The sequence below is a fragment of the Halomonas sp. genome, assembly GCF_052095695.1.
In the GTDB taxonomy this organism is placed as follows: Bacteria; Pseudomonadota; Gammaproteobacteria; order Pseudomonadales; family Halomonadaceae; genus Vreelandella.
Window position 1 is genome coordinate 1 of record NZ_JBQDLQ010000047.1, and the last position, 20,536, is coordinate 20,536.

The 20,536-nt window shown below is 52.1% G+C and carries 25 protein-coding genes and 1 pseudogene; 17 read left to right on the forward strand and 9 right to left on the reverse strand.

Features of this window, described 5'->3' with window-relative positions; all coding sequences use genetic code 11:
* From ACTH5D_RS10820 to ACTH5D_RS10835, 4 genes and pseudogenes are all read left to right on the forward strand, one after another.
* Positions 1–183 (forward strand): annotated as a pseudogene (locus tag ACTH5D_RS10820) (GPW/gp25 family protein); the annotation flags it as partial.
* The gene (locus ACTH5D_RS10825; protein WP_441671079.1) at positions 180–1,070 is read left to right on the forward strand and encodes a baseplate assembly protein; all 891 of its coding nucleotides are present in this window, start codon (positions 180–182) and stop codon (positions 1,068–1,070) included. The pseudogene ACTH5D_RS10820 and the gene ACTH5D_RS10825, both read left to right, overlap by 4 nt.
* Positions 1,063–1,755 carry a phage tail protein I gene (locus ACTH5D_RS10830; protein ID WP_441671081.1) on the forward strand — a complete coding sequence of 231 codons (693 nt, stop codon included), beginning with the start codon at positions 1,063–1,065 and terminating at the stop codon, positions 1,753–1,755. The genes ACTH5D_RS10825 and ACTH5D_RS10830 overlap by 8 nt, the downstream gene beginning before the upstream one ends.
* A 12-nt stretch (positions 1,756–1,767) precedes the next feature.
* A complete protein-coding gene (locus tag ACTH5D_RS10835; protein WP_441671083.1) occupies positions 1,768–4,773 on the forward strand; it encodes a phage tail-collar fiber domain-containing protein in 3,006 nt (1,001 codons plus the stop codon).
* Between the two features lie 216 nt (positions 4,774–4,989).
* Here ACTH5D_RS10835 and ACTH5D_RS10840 read toward each other — a convergent pair whose 3' ends face one another.
* On the reverse strand, positions 4,990–5,838 hold the full coding sequence (locus tag ACTH5D_RS10840) for a hypothetical protein (RefSeq protein WP_441671085.1): 849 nt from the start codon (positions 5,836–5,838) through the stop codon (positions 4,990–4,992).
* Between the two features lie 158 nt (positions 5,839–5,996).
* On the opposite strand from ACTH5D_RS10840, the gene ACTH5D_RS10845 reads away from it, so the two are divergent.
* From ACTH5D_RS10845 to ACTH5D_RS10865, 5 genes are all read left to right on the forward strand, one after another.
* The gene (locus ACTH5D_RS10845; RefSeq protein WP_441671087.1) at positions 5,997–7,181 is read left to right on the forward strand and encodes a phage tail sheath protein; all 1,185 of its coding nucleotides are present in this window, start codon (positions 5,997–5,999) and stop codon (positions 7,179–7,181) included.
* 21 nt (positions 7,182–7,202) lie between these two features.
* The gene (locus ACTH5D_RS10850; RefSeq protein ID WP_441671089.1) at positions 7,203–7,715 is read left to right on the forward strand and encodes a phage major tail tube protein; all 513 of its coding nucleotides are present in this window, start codon (positions 7,203–7,205) and stop codon (positions 7,713–7,715) included.
* 82 nt (positions 7,716–7,797) lie between these two features.
* Complete coding sequence (locus tag ACTH5D_RS10855; protein ID WP_441671091.1) at positions 7,798–8,118, forward strand: phage tail assembly protein; 321 nt, start codon at positions 7,798–7,800, stop codon at positions 8,116–8,118.
* 26 nt (positions 8,119–8,144) lie between these two features.
* Entirely contained in the window at positions 8,145–8,282 is a 138-nt protein-coding gene (locus ACTH5D_RS10860) for a GpE family phage tail protein (RefSeq protein WP_441671093.1), read from the forward strand.
* A complete protein-coding gene (locus ACTH5D_RS10865) occupies positions 8,272–10,746 on the forward strand; it encodes a phage tail tape measure protein (RefSeq protein ID WP_441671095.1) in 2,475 nt (824 codons plus the stop codon). The genes ACTH5D_RS10860 and ACTH5D_RS10865 overlap by 11 nt, the downstream gene beginning before the upstream one ends.
* 106 nt (positions 10,747–10,852) lie before the next feature.
* On the opposite strand, the gene ACTH5D_RS10870 is transcribed toward ACTH5D_RS10865, so the two are convergent.
* Positions 10,853–11,350, reverse strand: a complete 498-nt coding sequence (locus ACTH5D_RS10870) for a hypothetical protein (protein WP_441671097.1) — start codon at positions 11,348–11,350, stop codon at positions 10,853–10,855.
* Between ACTH5D_RS10870 and ACTH5D_RS10875 the strand changes: the two genes are divergently transcribed.
* A complete protein-coding gene (locus ACTH5D_RS10875) occupies positions 11,349–11,792 on the forward strand; it encodes a phage tail protein (RefSeq protein ID WP_441671099.1) in 444 nt (147 codons plus the stop codon). The genes ACTH5D_RS10870 and ACTH5D_RS10875 overlap by 2 nt on opposite strands.
* Complete coding sequence (locus tag ACTH5D_RS10880; RefSeq protein WP_441671101.1) at positions 11,789–12,808, forward strand: phage late control D family protein; 1,020 nt, start codon at positions 11,789–11,791, stop codon at positions 12,806–12,808. The genes ACTH5D_RS10875 and ACTH5D_RS10880 overlap by 4 nt, the downstream gene beginning before the upstream one ends.
* On the opposite strand, the gene ACTH5D_RS10885 is transcribed toward ACTH5D_RS10880, so the two are convergent.
* From ACTH5D_RS10885 to ACTH5D_RS10895, 3 genes are all read right to left on the reverse strand, one after another.
* On the reverse strand, positions 12,805–13,563 hold the full coding sequence (locus ACTH5D_RS10885; protein ID WP_441671103.1) for a hypothetical protein: 759 nt from the start codon (positions 13,561–13,563) through the stop codon (positions 12,805–12,807). The genes ACTH5D_RS10880 and ACTH5D_RS10885 overlap by 4 nt on opposite strands.
* The gene (locus ACTH5D_RS10890; RefSeq protein WP_441671105.1) at positions 13,499–14,242 is read right to left on the reverse strand and encodes a KAP family P-loop NTPase fold protein; all 744 of its coding nucleotides are present in this window, start codon (positions 14,240–14,242) and stop codon (positions 13,499–13,501) included. Before ACTH5D_RS10890 ends, ACTH5D_RS10885 begins: the two co-directional genes overlap by 65 nt.
* 213 nt (positions 14,243–14,455) lie before the next feature.
* Complete coding sequence (locus ACTH5D_RS10895) at positions 14,456–14,806, reverse strand: LexA family protein (RefSeq protein ID WP_441671107.1); 351 nt, start codon at positions 14,804–14,806, stop codon at positions 14,456–14,458.
* Between the two features lie 156 nt (positions 14,807–14,962).
* On the opposite strand from ACTH5D_RS10895, the gene ACTH5D_RS10900 reads away from it, so the two are divergent.
* The gene (locus ACTH5D_RS10900; protein ID WP_441671109.1) at positions 14,963–15,148 is read left to right on the forward strand and encodes a DUF4113 domain-containing protein; all 186 of its coding nucleotides are present in this window, start codon (positions 14,963–14,965) and stop codon (positions 15,146–15,148) included.
* 4 nt (positions 15,149–15,152) lie between these two features.
* Here ACTH5D_RS10900 and ACTH5D_RS10905 read toward each other — a convergent pair whose 3' ends face one another.
* The 4 genes from ACTH5D_RS10905 to ACTH5D_RS10920 all read right to left on the reverse strand — a co-directional run bounded on the left by ACTH5D_RS10905 (position 15,153) and on the right by ACTH5D_RS10920 (position 19,102).
* Positions 15,153–17,672 carry a DEAD/DEAH box helicase family protein gene (locus tag ACTH5D_RS10905; RefSeq protein WP_441671111.1) on the reverse strand — a complete coding sequence of 840 codons (2,520 nt, stop codon included), beginning with the start codon at positions 17,670–17,672 and terminating at the stop codon, positions 15,153–15,155.
* A 63-nt stretch (positions 17,673–17,735) separates the two neighbouring features.
* The gene (locus tag ACTH5D_RS10910; RefSeq protein ID WP_441671113.1) at positions 17,736–17,900 is read right to left on the reverse strand and encodes a S24 family peptidase; all 165 of its coding nucleotides are present in this window, start codon (positions 17,898–17,900) and stop codon (positions 17,736–17,738) included.
* A gap of 47 nt (positions 17,901–17,947) precedes the next feature.
* A complete protein-coding gene (locus tag ACTH5D_RS10915; protein ID WP_441671115.1) occupies positions 17,948–18,367 on the reverse strand; it encodes a hypothetical protein in 420 nt (139 codons plus the stop codon).
* 66 nt (positions 18,368–18,433) lie between these two features.
* Positions 18,434–19,102 carry an XRE family transcriptional regulator gene (locus ACTH5D_RS10920; protein ID WP_441671117.1) on the reverse strand — a complete coding sequence of 223 codons (669 nt, stop codon included), beginning with the start codon at positions 19,100–19,102 and terminating at the stop codon, positions 18,434–18,436.
* 47 nt (positions 19,103–19,149) lie between these two features.
* Here ACTH5D_RS10920 and ACTH5D_RS10925 point away from each other — a divergent pair, with 47 nt between their 5' ends.
* From ACTH5D_RS10925 to ACTH5D_RS10945, 5 genes are all read left to right on the forward strand, one after another.
* Complete coding sequence (locus ACTH5D_RS10925) at positions 19,150–19,515, forward strand: hypothetical protein (protein WP_441671119.1); 366 nt, start codon at positions 19,150–19,152, stop codon at positions 19,513–19,515.
* A gap of 69 nt (positions 19,516–19,584) precedes the next feature.
* Positions 19,585–19,791: a hypothetical protein gene (locus ACTH5D_RS10930; protein WP_441671121.1), complete on the forward strand. Its 207-nt coding sequence runs from the start codon at positions 19,585–19,587 to the stop codon at positions 19,789–19,791.
* Between the two features lie 25 nt (positions 19,792–19,816).
* Entirely contained in the window at positions 19,817–20,020 is a 204-nt protein-coding gene (locus ACTH5D_RS10935) for a hypothetical protein (protein ID WP_441671124.1), read from the forward strand.
* A gap of 38 nt (positions 20,021–20,058) precedes the next feature.
* Entirely contained in the window at positions 20,059–20,262 is a 204-nt protein-coding gene (locus ACTH5D_RS10940; RefSeq protein WP_441671126.1) for a hypothetical protein, read from the forward strand.
* Positions 20,262–20,516 carry an ogr/Delta-like zinc finger family protein gene (locus ACTH5D_RS10945; protein ID WP_441671128.1) on the forward strand — a complete coding sequence of 85 codons (255 nt, stop codon included), beginning with the start codon at positions 20,262–20,264 and terminating at the stop codon, positions 20,514–20,516. Before ACTH5D_RS10940 ends, ACTH5D_RS10945 begins: the two co-directional genes overlap by 1 nt.
* Positions 20,517–20,536: the final 20 nt, after the last annotated feature.

Consider the following 20,536-nt stretch of genomic DNA (forward strand, 5'->3'; position numbering starts at 1 on the left):
CTGCGCGCCTACACCGCCACCGTGGTTGCCTTAATGAAGTGGGAACCAAGCCTGCGCGAGCAGCAGATTACCCGCCAGGTCTCCACCCAGCGCCCAGGCCGTTTCGATCTGATCATTAACGCCCACCGAGTCGATAACGGCGAAAGCATCAGCCTAGCCGTACCGCTCAAGGGGAATGCATGAACACGCCCATCGATCTTTCACGGCTGCCTGCCCCCTCCATCATTGAACCGCTCGATTTTGAGCAAATAGTCGCTGAACTAAGGGCCGATCTACTGGAACGAGACGCCAGCCTTAATGAGGTGCTCAGCCTAGAAAGCGAGCCACTGGTAAAGCTGCTGCAGGTCGTGGCTTACCGCGAGCTGATCATGCGGCAACGCCACAATGACCGCGTTCGGAGGCTACTCATCGCCTACGCCGATGGTGATGCCCTCGATCATATCGGCGTGTCGTACTACTTCACTGCACGCCTGGTGATTGACCAAGGCGACCCCGAAGCCAGCCCATCGGAACCGCCAACCTACGAGAGCGATGAAGACTATCGCCGACGTCTGCTGTTAGCACCCGACCGGTTTAGCACCGCTGGCTCGCAAAGTGCCTACATCTACCACGCACTAAGCGCCGATGCTCAGGTAAAAGACGCCGCGGCGATTAGCCCCGAAGCCACAGAAGTCTCCATCGCCATTCTGTCGCGCCAAGGCAACGGCAGCGCCGATACCGAACTATGCGACCAGGTAGAAGCCGCCCTCTCTGCCGATCTCGTGCGGCCACTCACCGACCGCGTCACCGTCGTGAGTGCTGATGTCGCCAGTTATCAGGTCTCTGCTGAGTTAACCCTACGCCCAGGGCCAGATGCAGAACCCGTTCGCCAAGCCGCTATCAACGCTGTGGCCACGCTAGTGGAAGAACGCCACCGCCTAGGTACCGACCTGGTCCGCGACAGTATTCTCGCGGCGTTATACGTCGAAGGCGTCGAGCGCGTAGCCCTCACCGAGCCAACCACCGACCTACCCCGTTCGCCGCTGCAAGCAGCCTACTGCACCGCCATTGAGGTAGTTATCAATGACTAACTCACTGCTGCCACCAAGCACCACGCCACTCGAACGGGACGTTGAACAAGCCACCGACCGCACGATGTATGTCCCCTTTGACGCGCTTTGGGATGCCAACCGAATCCCCGCGCACCTGCTGCCCTGGCTCGCCTGGGCCTTGGGCGTTCGCCAATGGTCAGAAACCTGGAGCGAACAACGCAAACGCGATGAAGTCGCTGCCGCACTTACGATCCGCCGCCACGCGGGCACTCTCGGCGCACTACGCCAGGTGATTAATACCCAAGGCGTAGAAGGTGCCGACATTACCGAATGGTTTGATTACCAAGGCCAGCCAGGCCACTTCCGCCTGGAGCTAGACCTAGACGGCATAGGAATTAACAAACGTGGCTATGGCGAACTGATCGCTGGTTTAACCCACGCAAAACGCCTAAGCGCCCACTTTGACCCCACCAAGATTCTCAGTACTACCCGTGGGCATGTGCGCCTTGGCATCGGCCGCCATGCCAGCGGCAATCTCACATTGCAGCCCTACCGCCCCGCGTTTCTGGAAACCCGTAGCCCTTCAATCGTTGCCACGGGCCAGCACAGCAGCACCGCTATCACCCTAACGCCGTACCTCAGCAGCCACCTACACACCAGCGGCTTAATGCGCTTTGGCTTGGGCCAGCACGGCAGCAGCAACACCACTCTCTATCCCGGTTAAGGAGCCCCCACCATGGCCGAGTACTACACAACGCTGACCAACATTGGCGCCGACAAGGTCGCCGCTGCCATGAGTGGCGGCCCAGCGCTTCACCTAGCCCAAATGGCCGCAGGCGATGGTGGCGGTGCTAGTTTTTATGATCAGTACGAACGCGCCACGTTGAAGCAACGCACACACTTAGTGAACCAACGCTGGGCCGATGATCTCAACCTTGTAGATCAAGACCCACATAACCCTGCCTGGGTGATTACCGAAGGGCTCATCCCGACCCAAGTGGGTGGCTGGTACATCCGCGAAGTGGGTGTTTTTGACATTGAGGGCGATTTAATCGCTATCGGTGTTTATCCCGAAACTTACAAGCCGGTGGCCACGGCAGTAGAAGCCGACCTGCTCATACGCTCAATTTTAGAAGTCGGCGATGCTGCGTCCGTCGAGCTAAAGATTGATCCGTCGCAAGTATTCGCCACCCGCGCCTGGGTCGTTGATGTCGCTATTCCCAAGGCACTCACGATACTTGACGACAAGGTTGATGAGGCCGATAGCCACGCCGACCGCGCTGAAATAGCCCGCGATGGCGCATTTGTGAACGCCGATGTTTACGACGACGTACCAGCAGGCCTAGCAAGCGGTGATGAGCAGTTTCAAGTGATAGAGGGTGATGAGATTGTCCGTTACCGCCGCATTGATGCGAGTAATGCTGAGCCAGTAGCCCGTTACCCAGCAGCAACGCAAAGTCTAACCCAAGGCTGGCGAGGCGCACTCGATGCAGGTATCGGAATCGAACGCCGCATTGGTGACAACCCACATTCATACACGCAAACGTTAGCCGGTGGCGGCCCTGAAAACCGTCCGCCGCTTTCGTTATCAGTTCAAGGGGTAGGTTCAACGGGTTCTACATACCGTTTAAATGCCCCTGGAATCGTTGCGCGCCGGGAGATGATTAACGTACTAGCGAATTCGGGGGTGATGCGAGTAGACATACTGACAGGCAACCCCGACCCGTCTACATCGCCTTGGGACGGCGACTATCGCGCGGGCGTTGCATGGTACAGAAGCAATCGTAACCCGCTGAGCGATGAGCCTATATCGATTGCTAAAATCGACAGCGATGCAGGGGATACAAACAGCTATGATCATACGTTTACGTTCGGCCCCGAGGGAAGCGGAGCCGATGTAGAAGCCCCTAGTGCCGCCGTGTATGCGGTTCCGTTCTTTGAAGTTACCAGTACGACAGGGCGCTTCTTTGCATCTCGGTTAGAGGTCAAAGAGATCTCATTAGATAACACGCTCTCTGAATTACAAAGTGAGCTGAATGAAAAGCACGATGAGCTAAATGAAAGCCTCGAAACAGAGGTCTCCAATCTAGATGCGACCATCACTACTATCGGCTCTGAAGCGCTCACCGGCACATCAGTGGTGAACCTGTTTCGAGACGGTAGCGATGGTGCAATTTTTGATTTTACCAACCCACTTATCTATGAAGAAAAACCACACGTTGGTGAGATATTCCACGGAGCTAAATCGCTGATCGGCCAAGCCTCCTTAAGAACGGTAATTGATCGTGAAGTCATCGTTTCACGACTAAATAGTCGTTTGTTCGTTTATCAGCCCCTCGATGCCGACACTCGCCATCCTTTGATCGCAGATGAACCGCTATTAATGCAATGGCCTTGTACGTTAGTTTTCAGCGTGCAGTCAGATAATGATGAGACGGGGCGACTTCCTGTTTTTTTTCAGCACGGTACGGGCGAAGAGGGGCGCGTACAGATCACGCTAAACGGTCGCTACACAGGATCCTCAATAGCAACAGAGCATGACCGCCTACAGGTGTTCATCGATGGAATTACAGACGGCAGTGGTGTTGATGGACAGCCGCGTCTCGCTGAGGCCCCAAGGGGTACGGTAGTAGTGGGGGGTATCGTTTTAAAAGAAGGTTATCGGCAGTCAGAATTATGGGTAAATCATAAGCTGGTGGATCGGTTCACGGCCCCACCAGTGATCTATCAAACAAACTCGTATTTGATGGGGCATCCCTCTCTAGCCGGGTTTGGAGGTCTCTATTATGGTCGCTTCCTCACCATTAATCGTGCGTTATCTGGCAGTGAGTTTGAGCAGGCTTGTGAATGGGCAACCGGCGCCTTTGGTGAAAACTGGCAAAATCGGACATTGGTGAGCAATGATCTACTGACAGCAACATCCGCTATATCACTGCTAGTGCCAACGTCAGGAGTGCCAGAAAGCGCTGGCCGCTATGACACAGTGACGACGCTATACGCCAAAGGGCTAGATGAAACCCTGAAACCGGCATCCGTCACGAAGGTGATGACATCCATGGTGATGCTTGATTATGTCGACGACCTGCAAGGCACAATTCAAATGCAGGACGGTGATCAAACGGGCGGCAGCGGTAATAACCTGAGCGTGGGCGATGTAATTACCTACTACGACGCGCTGCACAACATGCTTTTGCCGTCATCAAACGTTACAACGACCGTCGTTGCAAGAACGGTCGGGCAAATAATTCTCGACCAAGAGGAAAGCGGCGGAGATCCTGTCGAGCGGTTCATTCAAGCAATGAATGACAAAGCACAGCAGCTAGGGATGTACAAAACACACTTTACGAATGCATCAGGCTTAAATAATGATGCAATGGTCACGACCGCTAAAGACTTGGCTCACATGGGTATTTCAGCGCTCGCGTACCCCGATATCGTCTCGAAATGGGGTAAACCGTCGTATACGTTTGACGTACAAGGCGACAACCCGCGCAGCGTAAGCATCAGCCACTCGATAGATATGATTGATGACGATGATGTAATGGGTGGAAAAACCGGAACGCTGGGAGGCAGCAATAGAACGCGAAACTTGTTATTACTCAGCAGGATGCCCGGCGGTAATTTTGTAATTTCAGTCGTGATGCTGACGAGTGCTGATGATCGCTATCTCAATATGAGAAACCTACTCGACTACGTCAGGATCAACTACCGCTGGCCAAGCAGCTATCTTTTAACTGGCTAACAATTTTTTTGGTACATGTCGGATTCAGGCCCTTAAGGGCATCGTAGCCGCCCCCTCCGGTTGTATTGGCGATGAGACAATCACATCTCCAAATAACCGGAGGTTCACAATGCGAGATGCAGAGGCCACGCCCGTGTTATTCACAGTCATACTGTCGGGCACGATCTACCTGAATTTTTTTCACTCCTATAACTGACCTAACCCGCCTCGGTGGACTCATTTCAAGAGAACACCTAGCTCTTGAAACTCTCCCAGATGACGGTCATTGATATGATGATAACTCTTTTGTTCTCTTAGCACCTTCCGAAATGGCATTTCATCATAGCCATCCAAGTGTCCTGACAAGAAAGCTAAATTACGTTGGATATAATCCCAATATGTCCACCCTTTATCGTCTACAACCTCCGAGAGCAAAGCATCGGAAGCGTAAAACAGAGACTCACTCTGGGCCAAATTTTCAACTAAAAAATTGCATAAATGCTGTGTATTGCCAAATAGCTGAACTACATAATTTCTAAAATCAGACTTATCTATTTTACCATTTTCAACAAAACCATTTAGGCTACACAGCTTCTTGATGACATTTTTCAACTTATAATCATGAAAATCTCCAACATTAAGTTCATCAAGAAACACTTTAGCACTACTTCCTACTGGTGGTTCTAACCTAAACTCTAAGCTTCTTTTAAATCCAGCCAAAATCAGAGGTAGCACGTCTCGTATATTTGCAAACGCAATATCACGTTTTTCTTTAGCAATCGCTTCAAATAATTGAGCCTCTGACAACTTAAGCTGCTTCTTTTGATCTGAAATCAACTCATCTTGGCTATCAATTAGCTTCTGTTGTTGACCTAACGTTTTCACAAAAGCCATAAGTGTAGCCACTACCGCCGCCACGCCAACCGTACCCGAGATATATGTTGCAAAATTTGCCCAATCCTCGGTCTTCTTTGAAAATCCATTTGCCCCAAACTTATCCGCGTATAGATAAATCGCGGCAGCCCCAACAACAACGACGATAGCGATTAACAACCAGTTGCCGTACTTATTCCACCAGACTCTCATCCCAACTTTCCCTTAACCGTGACATTCTCGAACCTTACCACACCCCACAGTGTAAACAGCCCGACTCACCCCCACCACCGCTAACACCCTGCCCCGAGACCCCGCACGATACCTGCGTGAATTCACAACATTTAAAGTGAACCTGCGCAGGAGCCACCATGGCACTCGATCAATACCACCACGGCGTTCGCGTTGCTGAAGTTAGCGACGGCATGCGTTCTATTCGCACGATATCCACCGCCGTTATTGGCGTGGTGTGTACCGCGCCGGATGCCGATGCCGAAGCCTTCCCGCTAAACCGTGCCACGCTGATTACCAACGTCTCTACCGCCATCGGCAAGGCCGGTACCGAAGGCACGCTACAGCGCACGCTGACCGCCATCGAATCCCAGGCCAAGCCCATTATCGTGGCGGTACGGGTAGAAGAAGGCGAAACAGAAGAGCAAACCACCGCCAATGTCATGGGTACCGTAGATGAGTTAGGGCGGCGCACCGGCGCACAAGCACTGCTTTCCGCCAGCGCGTCTCTCGGCGTAACGCCACGTATCCTGGGCGCGCCAGGGCTGGATAACCAAGCGGTAACCACCACGCTGGTCAGTATCGCCCAAGACCTGCGAGCATTTGCCTACGCCTACGCCCATGACTGCACCACCCTTTCCGATGTAACGGCCTACCGCGACCAGTTTGAGGCGCGGGAGTTGATGATTCTTTGGCCCCAGTTTGAAGCGTTCGACACCACGGCTGCCCAAACGACGACGATCAGTGCCGTCGCTTGCGCGCTCGGCCTGCGCGCCAAGCTTGATCAAACCGTGGGCTGGCACAAAACGCTATCCAACGTAGCGGTTAATGGCGTGACAGGAATCAGCGCGGACGTGTTCTGGTCGCTGCAATCTCCCCATACCGATGCCGGGCTGCTCAACGCCGCCGACGTGACCACACTTATTCAGCGTGATGGTTTTCGCTTCTGGGGCTCGCGCACCTGTGCCGGGCCGGAAAGCCTGTTCCCGTTCGAGAACTACACCCGCACCGCGCAGATCCTCGCCGACACCGTGGCCGAAGCCCATCTCTGGGCGGTGGATATGCCCCTGCACGCCTCCCTGGCTCGGGACATTATCGAAGGCCTGAATGCCAAGTTCCGCGAGCTGAAAAGCCTGGGGCTGATTGTCGATGCCAACGCCTGGCTAAACGAAGAGCTCAACACCCAACCCTCGCTCAAGGCCGGCAAGCTGCGCATCGACTACGACTACACGCCGGTGCCGCCGCTTGAAGATCTCGGCTTCCAGCAGCGCATTACCGATTCTTACCTGGCTGACTTCGCCGAGCGCGTCGCGGCCACCGCTTGAACTGACTAGCGAGAGACCCCCATGGCACTCCCCAAAAAGCTCAAAGACCTCAACCTATTCAGCAACGGCGAAAGCTGGCAGGGCATCGTCCAGTCGATCACCTTGCCCACCCTCACCCGCAAGATCGAAGAGTGGCGCGGCGGCGGCATGGACGGCGCCGTGGGTATCGACATGGGCCAAGAGGGCCTGCTCACCGCGCAGTGGACGGTCGGCGGCCTGGTCGAAAGCCTGTTCGATAACTTCGGCACCGCCCGCATCGATGCGGACATGCTGCGCATGACCGGCAGCTACGAGCGCGACGATATCGACGACGCCTCTTCTGTGGAAGTCGTCATGCGCGGCCGCCACACCGAGATCGATATGGGCGACGCCCAATCGGGTGAGAACACCGAACACCAGGTCACCAGCACGCTTAGCTACTACAAGCTGACCATTGATGGCACCACCAAGATCGAGATCGACCTGATCAACGGCGTGTTCAAGGTCAACGGCGAAGACCGCCTGGCTGGCCGCCGCCAACGCCTGGGACTTTAAGACAGGAATTTAATGACAGGTATTTAAAGACCGGCATCTAGCCCGCTGCTTTATCCCCTTACTCACACACTAGGAACACCCCATGACCAACGCCACTGCTACCCATGCCCATACCGCCACCGCGGCCGATCCCATCAAGTTGGACGAACCCATCAAGCGCGGCGAGCAAACCATCCGCGAGATCACCTTGCGCAAGCCAAAATCCGGCGAGCTACGCGGCATCTCGCTGGCCGATGTGCTGCAGATGCAAACCGACGCGCTAATCACCCTAATCCCGCGCCTCTCCACCCCATCGCTCACCGCTGCCGAAGTCCGCCAGATGGACCCGGCGGATCTCGTGCAGTGCGGCGGAGAAATCGCCGGTTTTTTGCTGACGAAGCGGGCCAAGGGCGAGAGCGAATAAATCTCCCCGGAAAAGTAGAAGAGGCGATGGCAGATCTGGCCATCGTTTTTCACTGGTCACCGGAAGACTGCGCCGACTTCAGCCTGCGGGAGCTAATGGAGTGGCGCGAACGGGCGCGCAAGCGCAGCACAACAACGGATAGCGGGAGTAAGCGTGGCGCGTAACCTAAAGCTTGAGGTGATTCTCAACGCCGTCGACCGGGCCACTCGCCCGCTACGCTCGATTGACCGCGCCTCCCAGGGCGCATCCCAAGCGATGCGCGAAAACCGCGACCGCTTAAAGCAGCTGCAGGCCACCCAGAAAAACGTCAGCTCCTTTCGTACCCTAACCCGGCAATCCACCAGCACCACCACGGCGCTACGCGAACAGCAAGAGCGCATTCGCCGCCTCTCTCAGCAAATGCGCTCCAACCAGGGCGACACCGCCGCCCTCGCCACTGAGCGCCAAAAGGCTATCGCCCAGGCCCGCCGGCTTACCCAGCGATACGACAATGAACGCCAACAGCTGCAACGGCTGCGCACCTCGCTCAACAATAACGGAGTAAGCACCGCCCACCTCGCCCGTGACCAGCGCCGACTTTCCAGCGATATACAACAAGCCAACACCGCGGTGGATGAACAACGCCACCGCTTAAAACGCCTGGCAGAACAGCAGCTCAACACCGCACGCGCCCGTGGCCAGTACGACCGCACCATGAGCCTACGCAACAGCATGGCCGGTACCGGCGCGGGCATGATGGCCAGTGGGGGCGCGGCCCTATATACCGGGGCGCGGTTGCTGGCCCCAGGTGTCGACTGGGCCGAGCAGATGAGCACGCTGCAAGCCGTGGGCCGCTTCACTGCCGATGATGAACGCTACCAGGCCCTACGCCAACAATCCCGCGAGCTAGGCGGCAGCACCGCCTTTAGTGCATCAGAAGTGGGTAGTGGTCAGGAATTCCTACTCCGTGCAGGCATGAGCAGTGAGGCCATCCGCGCGTCTATGCGCGATGTTCTCGATCTGGCGCTCGCCAATAACACCGAGCTGGGCCGCGCAGCGGATATTGCCTCTAACATTGCCGGGGCATTCAAAGTGGATATGGAAGCCGAGGGCAGCATGGCCCGCGTCGCGGATATCCTCTCCGGCACGGCCAGCCGAGCCAATGTCAATCTGGAGATGCTCGGTGAAACCATGAAGTACCTGGGCGGTGCAGAAGATCTCAAGCTCACCATGGAACAAGCCGCCGCCATGTCAGGCATGCTTGGCAACATTGGTATTCAAGGCAGCCAAGCGGGCACCACCATGCGCACCATGATGAACCGGCTCACTAACCCCGCCGCCAAGGGGGCCGCTGCCATTGAGAACATTGGACTGCAAGTAGCCGATGCCAACGGCAACATGCGCGCCATGCCCGAGATTCTGCGCGATATCAGCCAGGCGACCGCTGATCTTGGCAATGTCGAACGTAAAGCCATTATGCAGCGCATCTTCGGCACAGAGGCAGGCTCTGGCATGGCGGAACTGGTCAATGCCATGGGCAGTGGCCAGCTAGACGAGATCATCAATGCGCTCGGCGACAATATGGGCGAAAACGCCCGCATGGCCAAAACCATGGCCGACAACATCGGTGGCGACCTTAAAGGCTTGCGTAGCGCCTGGGAAGAAGTGGGTATCTCGATCACTGACACCAACAACGGCCCGCTGCGCGATCTCATTCAGAACGTCACTGCTATTACCCGTGGCGTAGGCAGTTGGATCAACCAGAACCCACGGCTGGCCGGCACCATCGCCAAAGTGGCCGCCACTCTGGCCACACTAGTCACAGCAGGCGGCATGCTGACGCTGATGCTCGCCTCCATTTTTGGCCCCATCGCTATGGTGCGCTACGGCATGGCCCTGGTCGGCCCGCAGGTTCTCATGGCCGGTAAAGCGTTCCTGTGGTTGGGCGGCGTGTTCCGTATCGTGTCCATGTTCCTGCTCGCCAACCCCATTGGTGTGGCCATCGCCGCGATCGCGGCCGCCGCTTACCTCATCTACCGCTACTGGGAACCTATCAAAGCCTTTTTCAAGGGGCTGTGGCAGCAGGTGAAAAACGCCTTTGATAACGGCATTAGCGGCGTGACGCAGCTGCTCATGAACTGGTCACCGCTGGGGCTGCTTTACCGGGGCATCACCACCGCGCTTTCTGCGCTGGGTGTCGAGATCCCCGAGCAGTTCAGCTCACTAGGCAGCGCCATTGTGGACGGCATAATCGGTGGGTTAACCGGAAAACTGGGGGAGCTGCGTAGCCAAGTGACCGATATGGCCGGCAGCGTAAAAAGCTGGTTCGCCAATGTACTGGATATCAACAGCCCCTCCCGTGTGTTCAGCCAGCTAGGCGGCTACACGGTGGATGGCCTCAACAAAGGACTGGATGCCCAGCGCGACGAACCCGCCAGGCGAATTCAAGACATCGCCCGCCGCGTTATCCGGGCAGGTGCTGGCTTAGCGCTGGGCGCAGCTGCCTTACCCGCTGCGGCGATGCCCGCCATCGAACAGCAAGCCCCCATCCAGTTCGATAACCGCCCACCGCTGACTGCTGCCAGCGCACAAGCAGGCGGCTTCACCATGGGCGATATCAATATCAACGTCGCCCCTGCCCCGGTATGAACGAACAGCAGCTCGCTCAGTACGTCGCCCAGGAAGTGCAGCGCGCAATCGCCAACGCCCAGCGCGACGCTCAGGCGCGACAGCGTTCTTCAATGAGAGATCTGGATTAATGTTTTAAATTCACGAGGCCATCGTAGCCCTCTACTGACTTAAACACTAAGGCCGCTAAGTTGTACAAAAGACAGAGAGTAGAAACGAACATGAGCGTTACAGGCGTAAACACAACACTCTGTCTATAAACATTTTCAGGGCCAAATGCTAAGTCAGCGGGAATTAGGCTGAGAGCACATGCTGACCCCGCTAGTATTAAAAAAAATAGGGCTGCTAGCCGAATCGTATAATTTTGAGTTTTTTGCAAAACCACATAGCCACAGATAAAAGAAAGCACACCTTCTGCAAAGGATATTTCAAAGCCTTTAACCATCGTCAAAAATTGCTCATTACTTGGAAAAAAATGCGCAGAGAGAAAGGTTAGGACTAATTGAAAAGCAAATAGCCCATATATCAGTTGGTTTATAAACAACATACTTAGCACAGTTTTCGGAAAAACCTTGCCTCTGTTTTGCTCATGTTGTCTTTTAAGTTTTTGAAGGAGTAGTTTCATGCTCATGGCCCTTGGAATGTTCGTCTTTGAGACCCGTAGCGTGCCTTATCAGGAGCTAAAACGCATTAGCGAGTGGCGACATGCCAGTCAGTCCCGCGTAGGTGAACGCCCGGCCTACCAATTTGCAGGCCCAGGAGCGGACACCATCACGCTCAGCGGCACCCTGCTCCCCACCTTCACCGGCGGACGCTTTAGCCTGGATGAGATCCGCGAGATGGCTAACCAGGGCAACGCCTGGCCGCTGGTAGAAGGCACAGGCCGCCAGTACGGCTTATGGGTGGTCACCCGCGTAGAAGAAACCAGCACCCACTTCTTCCGCGACGGCGCCGCCGAAAAAATCGAGTTCATCCTCACGCTCGAGCACGTCGACGACGAACGCACCGACCTCATCGGCCGCCTGGCCCTGCCCGCCCTGGCACGCCTGGCTGGGGGATACGTATGAGCACCAACCCAACACGCTACCCACGCGCAAGCTATCGCATCACGCTGGATGGCACCGATATCACCCCGCGCATCAACGGCCGCCTGATCAGCCTGACACTGCGCGAGCAGCGGGGCCTGGAAGCCGACCAGTTGGATATCACCCTGGCCGATCACGATGGCCAGCTCGCCATTCCCCCACGCGGGGCCGAGCTACAGGTGGCCTTTGGCTGGCTAGACGAAGGGCTGATCGACAAAGGGCGCTTTACAGTGGATGAAGTGCAGCACAGCGGCACACCTGATCAGCTCACCATTCGTGCCCGCTCGGCGGATATGCGCGGCCAGCTACCCGGCAAACGCACCCAAAGCTGGCACGACTTAACGCTAGGCGAGATCGTCAACACCATCGCCGGCCGCAACAACTTAGAGCCAGTAGTCGCCGCGGCACTCAACGGCATCCGCATTGGCCATATCGACCAAACCGAAGAGTCGGATCTGAACTTTCTCACCCGCCTGGGCGAGCGTTTTGATGCCATTGCCGCCATCAAAGCCGGTCGCATGCTGTTCACCGTGGCAGGTGAAGGGCTCACCGCCAGCGGCAAAGCCATGCCCGCCATCACCCTCACCCGCAGAGACGGCGACCAGCACCGCTACAGCGTGACGGATCGCGACGCCTACAGCGGGGTGAAAGCCTACTGGAACGACACGCGAGGCGCAGAGCGCAAAACCGTGCTGGCAGGCACTGAAGAAAACGCCAAACAGCTGCGCCCCACCTACGCCGCGGAAGACGACGCACTCGCGGCCGCACGCGCCGAGTGGCAACGCATCCAACGCGGCTTGGCAGAATTTGAGCTAACACTGGCACTGGGGCGTGCGGATATTGTTCCGGAGTCGCCGCTAACGCTTAGAGGTTACAAGCCACAGATGGATGCCACTGCTTGGCTGGTGGCGGAAGTGACTCATTCGCTGAATGATGGGGGGTTTGGGACGGTGGTTAGGTGTGAGGTGAAGGGTACAACTTTAACAAATAGCTATTAGTCAATCCTGCTTGCTAACCCGATAACTCTATCATAATTAAGAGAATTCACACTTTCTCTTCTATCTATAAAGACTTGCTCTACCAACTCATACTTACTTTGTGGAGCCTCTTTTCCATCCTCCCACTTAAAAGCAAACACTAAATCCCTATAAACAACGGCTAGTGAATGCACATCGACATTAGCAAAGGGAAAATAAACCTTTCTAGGCGCATATTTCTGCTTTATCTCTTTTGCCAGATCGCCGCTTCTCATATCTGACCTCACAAAACAAGAATACAGTTCGTCATCAGCATTTTTTAGAAACACCAAGTACATTAGAAAAAAAATATGAATATTTTTAGACCCAATATTTGCTAAAGAAGCCATTATATGTTTTTTATTTCTTTCCATACCCCTCAAAGACACTCTAAATGTGATGCTCAATGCTGAAAAAAATATTTGAGGTAAATCCAAATCTAATTCATCGCTGGAAACAACACTTTCTAAACCTGGAAAAACCCATTTTTTACGCATACTCACATCTCTATAGTAACCATCTGGATCACGCTTCGCTTTAACACCAGAAAAATAATAGGGGCCTTCAGGATCAAGGTTAAAATTAGAGACAACCCAGCTTAAGCATTCACTGCTTTTAAAAGTGTAATCTAAGTCAAAAAAACGCCTAAGATATTCCTTAGAATCAAAACCGCTACCGTAAACCGCTACCGTAAACCGCTTTAACAGAGTGAAGTAACTGCCCCGTATCAGTTGCAATAATAAACTTACAACCCTCTACGCTAAAAAAGTGTTTGACTCTTTCCAAAAGCTCTATCGCATACGTAGGACGACATCTATCTAATTCATCAATAAGTATGTATACAGGCTTTTCTTTATCTTTAGCCTTAATCCTTGATGCTTCAGAAACTAAAGCCTTTAGAGTTACCTCAAACCCTTCGACAACTTTTTCGTCATTCTTACTACTTTCAATAATTGACTGTATAGCAATTTCTGAGGCTTTATCTAAGGCACTAGATACTTCCTCATTCATTTCATCGACGTCAACACCGGATATTTTCTTAAAGACTCCTTTACCTAATAGCTTTACCATAATTGGTGCTGTTGCAAAAAAGGTTTGAGAGGCTTTATCTTTAAACTCTTTGACTATCTTTCTCTGCTTTACTGACTTTCCAATTTGCTTCTCAAGCTGATCTTTAATAGCTGCAACAAGCGATATAAAAGGATCTCCAGTATAATCTTTTTCCCAAGCATTGAAATAAACGACTCCACGATCCCTCTCTAGCTGCTGCCTCCAGTTATCTAGGAAAAAAGTTTTCCCTGTGCCCCAAGGTGAATCGATATTGATGACTTTTATCTCATCATCGCTTTCAAGCAGGTTCTGTAAGAAGTCAGCGACTTCCTTACGGCCCAGCAGATCCTCATCCCACGCTGCCATACTGCCCCCTATACTATTATTTGTTATGTGGCTAAGTAGAGCATAGCTAAACACAAAAACCCCAGCCACATCCATGGCTGGGGGCATCCTGTCGTTCGCATCCTGCAGCAGCAACGGCATCCTTCCGTCTGCGCTTCCAAGCGACTGTTTGATCCTCTCAAAGTACAACAGTGAAAGATGTAAGCTATCTCGGAAACATTTGTAAGATATCACTTACACCGCCCAGCATCTCGCCTGCCTCACTACCACCCCCCTGAACTGCTGCACCGTAATAAAACACCCCTGGCCGCCATTGGCAGGCAGCAATCGGCAGCGGCTGCCGACGCGGTGGGTTTTGAATAACCGGTACTCGCCCTCTACCTCCGCCACCACCAAATCACCGTGGCCATACGAGCGTGCTTCATCCACCACCAGCACGTCGCCCTCCATCAACGACCCACCGGGTTTCGCCTCGTCGCTGATCTCCACCAGAAAACAGCTAGGCGGAAATTTTCGCCGGTCCATTTCAGCTACCGCCGGGTGCTCCACATCCACCACGGCAGGCCCCAAGTAGTTCACTCGCATGCTCTTGCCCTGTGCTGACGTTATTGTTAGCGACCTACATAAGCGTTTGCTTGTCGCGTCCCTAAATCTCAATACTGTATAAAAAAACAGCTATTCGCAAGCAGGAATGCGAATTATGATTGGGTTGGTCGACTCGACCAGCACCGCCAACAGCTCATGGCCACCATGGATGCGCTGAACGAGAAGATAGGCAAGGGAACAGCACGCCTGGGACTGCCGGAAAAGAACGCCCCCTGGCACCTATGCTGCGCGAACCGGAGTCCGCGCTACACGACGAATTGGGATGAGTTGATGAGGGCTTATACGGATGAGGGGGCGCGTCAAAGATTTAAAAACACTTAAAATATTATTTATTCAAAATTTTTGTAAAGTATTTAGACTTTAAATCTTCCACTGAAAGATCATAAAAATTAAGCTTAGCATTAATATCCGAATCTGAAAGTTGATCAATATCCGACGAAGCCAAAGAAGTAAAAAATTGTTTCACCTTATTTTTAAAAGATTTAAGCCCAGAATTTTTAAGAACTGAAATATCATTATTAAAAGCCACACCTTTAGCAAGGCGTGCGGTAGGGATTACTATAACATTTATCGATTGAGCACCAGCATATCGCCCTTTAAACCAAGCCACAGATGAGTCTATTTGCCTAGCTTCTGTCTTATAAATCTCTTCTCTAGATTTTTTAACCTCATTTTTAGCTTCCCACAAAATATATTCTCCCCCTCCTAAGCACCAAAGATTATCTGGGCCTTCTTTCCACTGTGAATCCGGCATCTGGGTCTCTAAACCAAGCATAGTACCTAATTTATCAAGAGCTGACTCAAACCTCTTAGAATCTCCCTCAAACTGGAGGGATGAAAGAAGATTATCTAGTTCAATAGCAAGCTCATCGTGAGAGGGATATGAGGAAACAACAGATTTTATTTTATGTAGCCTATCTAAAGGTTGACTATCAATTTTAACGTACTGCACACCATCCCTAGGCTTAAGCAGTAAACGATTGTTCTCAAATGCAGCTTTCTGATATTTAGCGGATTCAACTTTATCGAAAGGGTAAATCAGCCTTGCCAACTGCTGCAAATACCAAGCCTTATCTTTTCCATTCATAATAGACGTGTCAATTGCTGCTTGCAGCGTATTTACTGCAGTTGTATATCTACCATTTCGATAGTGATTTTCAGCTGACTTTTCAGCTTCAAAAAGTTTAAGATGGTTATAATCACCCAGCACAGGGTTCAATTCGTCCATCTTTTGCTTATAAAATTCCTTCCAATCTTCATTCCTATTCAAGCATTGGTTAACTAAATCAACCACCACGTCTATAGGCTCAGCACCAGAACTAACATCTTCCTTACCATATTCAACAATACTCAAACCAATCTCAACTTGTTTAAGAGTTTGGGCCGAGAAATAGCCTCTGGTTTTTTTAGACCTGATATTTCTAACTATGTCAGGGCCATCAAGCATTACCACAGAATAATCTTTATCGCCGCGAACGGATCGTCCCATTCCTTGTTCAATAGAACGGGCAATTTTCTTTTCTACTATTTCACTATCAACTCGAACTGAATATTCATATCTTGAGGCTAAATCATTTGCATACGGCGCCCCTGATAAAACAAGTATCCTACAAGCATGGTCAGGTAAATCTATACCATCGTACTTATTAGCAAAAACACGAACCTTAACCCTTTCCTTTTTATCGACTAACTTATCAACCTCATTCTTTATATTATCTCTATCTACATATAAAGCACCGCAGCCAACCCAAGGCTTAGCTCTTGCTTTACTTGGAGTCAAAACAGTAATCCCAATTGTATTTGTTTTCTCTTTAGAAAATTTATTAGCAAGCTTCAATGTATTAACAGACGATTGTATTTCACTAGGAATAAGAACCATCTTTTCCCCGGACCAGCTCTCATCAGGGTAAACGACAGGATTTACAATTGCCTCAGATGATATATCCAGATCATTAATCAAAAATGAGTCGTCAATCATTGTTGCCGACATGAGGATTCTATGCTTAGCTGAATCAAAAAAATTAAAGCCATTTATAGGAGTTTGATAAGGAGCAATTTTCAGTTGGGTGCCAGAAATCACACAATAACAATCCTTCATCATATCCTTAATTATTTCCCATGCAAATTTAACCTCATTCAACTTCAAACTTTGGGATAAAATACTTAAAACCTCTGCTTCTTTTTCATACCAAGCCCAATATGGAACAGGAAGGAATGCTTCATAGGCACCATTTTTGAGCTCTTCGAAAGTACCAGCCCCCTGTCCAACAAGGTCATCTTCAAATAGACTAACCAATCCCTTGTAGGCAACTTTGTCAGAGTCTAATGTAATAATGCAAGACTCTTTAATTGTTTCAGCACACGCATGCGCATCATCTAACACTATACTAACATTAGGATATAATGATACATCTTTACCAAGCTTTGTTTTGCCATTAAATGCTTTGTGGGCATTACATACTAAAATTGCCTCACCGTTCTCAAATTCAACTGGAGCATCGTCCTCAAAAGGCAAACACTTAACTCCGAAAGATTTTGCTTGCTTGATAACTTGTTCAACCAAGTAATTATTGGGACAAACATACAATGCCGGAGTGCTCTTAGCATTCATTATAGATTGAAGCATCAACAAACCAACTAATGTTTTACCTTGACCTGTATGTAGTTTAAGAACAACATCTTTGTCATCACGACGATTCAAATACCAGTCATTTAAAACATAGTGCTGCGCAGGGCGAAGAGGGCCCTTATCAGTTGCTCTATCTAGGTCTTCGTAAATATCATGGGGATGAAAGCTCTTATCACTTTCGTTAGAAGCAACAATTTTAGATCTGAAATTTACCATTATTCTTATCCCCTATTTGCGCCAACTGCTCTAATTCAATTATTTTGATGTTTGTATACAACCTTAAACAACCCGCCCAATCCGAATCTCACACCGCCCCAGAATCTCAACATCATGCATATCCTGCGGCTTGATCATTTCCGGCTGATAATGGTCGTTGTCGCTAATCAAGTACAACGCGCCGCCCGCCAGGCGCTGCACCCGCTTAATCCGCCGTTCCCCACTCACCAGCTAATCCCCATCATCCAAGTACGTTCAGCATATAGGCTAAGCTCTTAACGCAACGCAGGAATGAGCCAATAGTCATCAGCATAATTGGGTATGTCATCTACCATGACATTTACCCAATCGCCATCACCAACTCGTGACCTGCTAAAATTGATCTTCATGTAATATTGAGAAGGATTGTCTTGGTGCTTCCAACCAAAGAAAAAGCTATCCACGTCAGGGTACTCTTCAAGTATTACTTGCATCGCGCGCTTAACATCTAACAAATGGCCCCTTGTGCTCATGCTACTTGTATGAAAAACAACCGACATATACCTCGTAGATTCCACAACTCTGGCTTCAGTTGGCTCTTTACCAGTCGCTGATTGAATAACTTCAAGAGGTGTGCCATCGATGGCTGTGACTTGTGCTTCAGTGCCACAGCCAGATAAAAATGCCGATATTATTAGTATTGCAAGCAACCTCATTCCCTAACTCCCTATGTTAATTACTGGCAGTCTCAAAACCTCTTTGCTGCCTTTACGGTTTTACACTCAAACCACCCGCCCAATCCGTATCTCACACCGCCCCAGAATCTCCAAATCATGCATATCCTGAGGCTTGATCATTTCCGGCTGGTAATGCTCATTGTCGCTAATCAAGTACAACGCCCCGCCCGCCAAACGCTGCACCCGCTTAATCCGCCTTTCACCGCTAACCAACAGCAAAAACACCCCTTCCTGTTTCGGGTCGCGGTTACTACGATCCACCAGCACCCAGTCCCCATCGTCTAGGGTGCCGAGCATTGAATCGCCGCGCACTTTAACGCCTACCACTTGCGCAGGGTCTAGACCCTGCTCCGCCAGTTCGGCGCTGGAGAAATACAGCGTGGTTTTAATCGGCTCGCCTTCAAAGCTGCGCCCTGCCCCGGCCGCGGCTTCAATGTCGTACATCTTCACCGGTGCAAGATCCGGCCCTGGCTCGTTAGCCGCCAAGCTCAATGGCTCATCGCCAGATGTAATCGAACGACTACCTGTCAGTACAAAATGTGTATTCACGCCAATCCCATGCAAAGCCGAGAGGTAATCAGCTTTGGGGCTGCGCTTATCACTCTCATAGAGCAGCTGAGTGTTTTTAGTGACACCTGCGGCCGCCCCTAGCTCTCCTTGGGAAAAGCCAAGCCGCACTCTTTCATCACGCAAACGCTCACCTATAGAACTCATTTGGTATTCATTCCTTGGCAAGGTATCGATTTGGATACAATCTAGATATGTCTTTCACTCTACAACACAACGCAAAGGGAGCCACTGCCATGGTCACCACCGCTGCAACACCACTCGCCGTTTCACACACTGTTCTCTTTCGTGGGGTCGAGGTCGACCTGAAACGCTGCGCCGAGCGCACCCGCCGGATGATCGAAACCGCGCTCGAACGCGGCCACTGCTCGCCTAACCCACTGGCCGACCTGGAAGCGCTGGAAGAGCGCACCACGGCACAGGCAGTCGCCCAGCTCAGCTGCGCGATGCTTACCGAAGGCCTGCCCGCCATCGAGATTGAAGACGCCCTGTGCGAGTTGCGCACCCACATGGACGAGCACTTCAACCAACGCAAGCTGGTACGCCTTTACGAGCGCTAAAACAGCCGCGCGACCGTCTTGATTCCGGTCTCTTGCAAAGTCTTTCACTCTTTTAAGGAAGCCTAACCCATGGCCACCGCCAACGCCATTACCCCAAAGCCGATTTATGCCCCCAAGGGGTGTAACTGCCCAATCATGGTTCACGTCACGGAAAGCGAACGCGAAGAGCTGAAGCGCATTCAGGAGCTGGAAATGCGTTCGCTGTCGGCCACTGCCCGCATGTTGCTGCTGCGCGGTATCGCCGAGTACGACCAAGACACCCTGAACGCTGAATGACCTTGCCTGCATAAGGATGTTTGCCATGTACCAGGACCCCAAACGTGTGCGCTCTCGTTACGCCGCTCTCAATTTGGATCAGTACGAGGCCCAACTGATCGATGCCTTGGTGGATTACACCGGCATCGAGCGGGCATCGCTGCTGCGTCAACTGGTGCTGAAAGAAGCACTGGAAACGCTGGGCGTTGCTGATCTCTCTGTTAGCAGAGTGCCCCAACGGGCGTCGTAAAGGCAGGCCTTTTTGAGGGCCTCAAGGAGCATTGATGTATGGCTGACCAACCGGCCCGCGGCAAATTGAGCCTTCCGCTGAATGACCAGCTAGAGGCCGTGCTGCAGCAGGTATGCGAACAGCAGAACTTAAGCAGCCTGGATGAAGCCGCCGAGTGGCTACTGCGCCGGCGCTTACGCAAAGGCACCCAAGGGCTCACCGGCCGTGGCCGCGCCCTTTACCCCGTTGGGAGAAAACACTGATGTCGATCGCTTATAAGCACCGCATTCCCTGCCCCCACTGCGGCCAGAACCTGCGCATTCGTAAAAGCCAGGGGCTAACACCGGTCTATCGCGAGGCGGTGGTGGAGTGCCGTAACGATGACTGTGGCTTTCGGGGCAAGGTGGGCATTGAGGTTACCAACACCCTCACGCCCAGCGACACCCCCAACCCCACGGTGGATCTGCCATTCGTGCCCCGCATGCGGCGGGCCATGGAAGCCAAAAAGGCGTCGTGAGCTAACTCACTAGCCCGACC

Excerpts from the sequence above, each read along its gene's own strand:
- ACTH5D_RS10825 (WP_441671079.1), top strand. The coding sequence starts at position 180 with ATGAACACGCCCATCGATCTTTCACGGCTGCCTGCCCCCTCCATCATT.
- ACTH5D_RS10830 (WP_441671081.1), top strand. The coding sequence starts at position 1,063 with ATGACTAACTCACTGCTGCCACCAAGCACCACGCCACTCGAACGGGAC.
- ACTH5D_RS10835 (WP_441671083.1), top strand. The coding sequence starts at position 1,768 with ATGGCCGAGTACTACACAACGCTGACCAACATTGGCGCCGACAAGGTC.
- ACTH5D_RS10840 (WP_441671085.1), bottom strand. The coding sequence starts at position 5,838 with ATGAGAGTCTGGTGGAATAAGTACGGCAACTGGTTGTTAATCGCTATC.
- ACTH5D_RS10845 (WP_441671087.1), top strand. The coding sequence starts at position 5,997 with ATGGCACTCGATCAATACCACCACGGCGTTCGCGTTGCTGAAGTTAGC.
- ACTH5D_RS10850 (WP_441671089.1), top strand. The coding sequence starts at position 7,203 with ATGGCACTCCCCAAAAAGCTCAAAGACCTCAACCTATTCAGCAACGGC.
- ACTH5D_RS10855 (WP_441671091.1), top strand. The coding sequence starts at position 7,798 with ATGACCAACGCCACTGCTACCCATGCCCATACCGCCACCGCGGCCGAT.
- ACTH5D_RS10860 (WP_441671093.1), top strand. The coding sequence starts at position 8,145 with ATGGCAGATCTGGCCATCGTTTTTCACTGGTCACCGGAAGACTGCGCC.
- ACTH5D_RS10875 (WP_441671099.1), top strand. The coding sequence starts at position 11,349 with ATGCTCATGGCCCTTGGAATGTTCGTCTTTGAGACCCGTAGCGTGCCT.
- ACTH5D_RS10870 (WP_441671097.1), bottom strand. The coding sequence starts at position 11,350 with ATGAAACTACTCCTTCAAAAACTTAAAAGACAACATGAGCAAAACAGA.
- ACTH5D_RS10880 (WP_441671101.1), top strand. The coding sequence starts at position 11,789 with ATGAGCACCAACCCAACACGCTACCCACGCGCAAGCTATCGCATCACG.
- ACTH5D_RS10890 (WP_441671105.1), bottom strand. The coding sequence starts at position 14,242 with ATGGCAGCGTGGGATGAGGATCTGCTGGGCCGTAAGGAAGTCGCTGAC.
- ACTH5D_RS10895 (WP_441671107.1), bottom strand. The coding sequence starts at position 14,806 with ATGCGAGTGAACTACTTGGGGCCTGCCGTGGTGGATGTGGAGCACCCG.
- ACTH5D_RS10900 (WP_441671109.1), top strand. The coding sequence starts at position 14,963 with ATGGCCACCATGGATGCGCTGAACGAGAAGATAGGCAAGGGAACAGCA.
- ACTH5D_RS10905 (WP_441671111.1), bottom strand. The coding sequence starts at position 17,672 with ATGGTAAATTTCAGATCTAAAATTGTTGCTTCTAACGAAAGTGATAAG.
- ACTH5D_RS10915 (WP_441671115.1), bottom strand. The coding sequence starts at position 18,367 with ATGAGGTTGCTTGCAATACTAATAATATCGGCATTTTTATCTGGCTGT.
- ACTH5D_RS10920 (WP_441671117.1), bottom strand. The coding sequence starts at position 19,102 with ATGAGTTCTATAGGTGAGCGTTTGCGTGATGAAAGAGTGCGGCTTGGC.
- ACTH5D_RS10925 (WP_441671119.1), top strand. The coding sequence starts at position 19,150 with ATGTCTTTCACTCTACAACACAACGCAAAGGGAGCCACTGCCATGGTC.
- ACTH5D_RS10930 (WP_441671121.1), top strand. The coding sequence starts at position 19,585 with ATGGCCACCGCCAACGCCATTACCCCAAAGCCGATTTATGCCCCCAAG.
- ACTH5D_RS10935 (WP_441671124.1), top strand. The coding sequence starts at position 19,817 with ATGTACCAGGACCCCAAACGTGTGCGCTCTCGTTACGCCGCTCTCAAT.
- ACTH5D_RS10940 (WP_441671126.1), top strand. The coding sequence starts at position 20,059 with ATGGCTGACCAACCGGCCCGCGGCAAATTGAGCCTTCCGCTGAATGAC.
- ACTH5D_RS10945 (WP_441671128.1), top strand. The coding sequence starts at position 20,262 with ATGTCGATCGCTTATAAGCACCGCATTCCCTGCCCCCACTGCGGCCAG.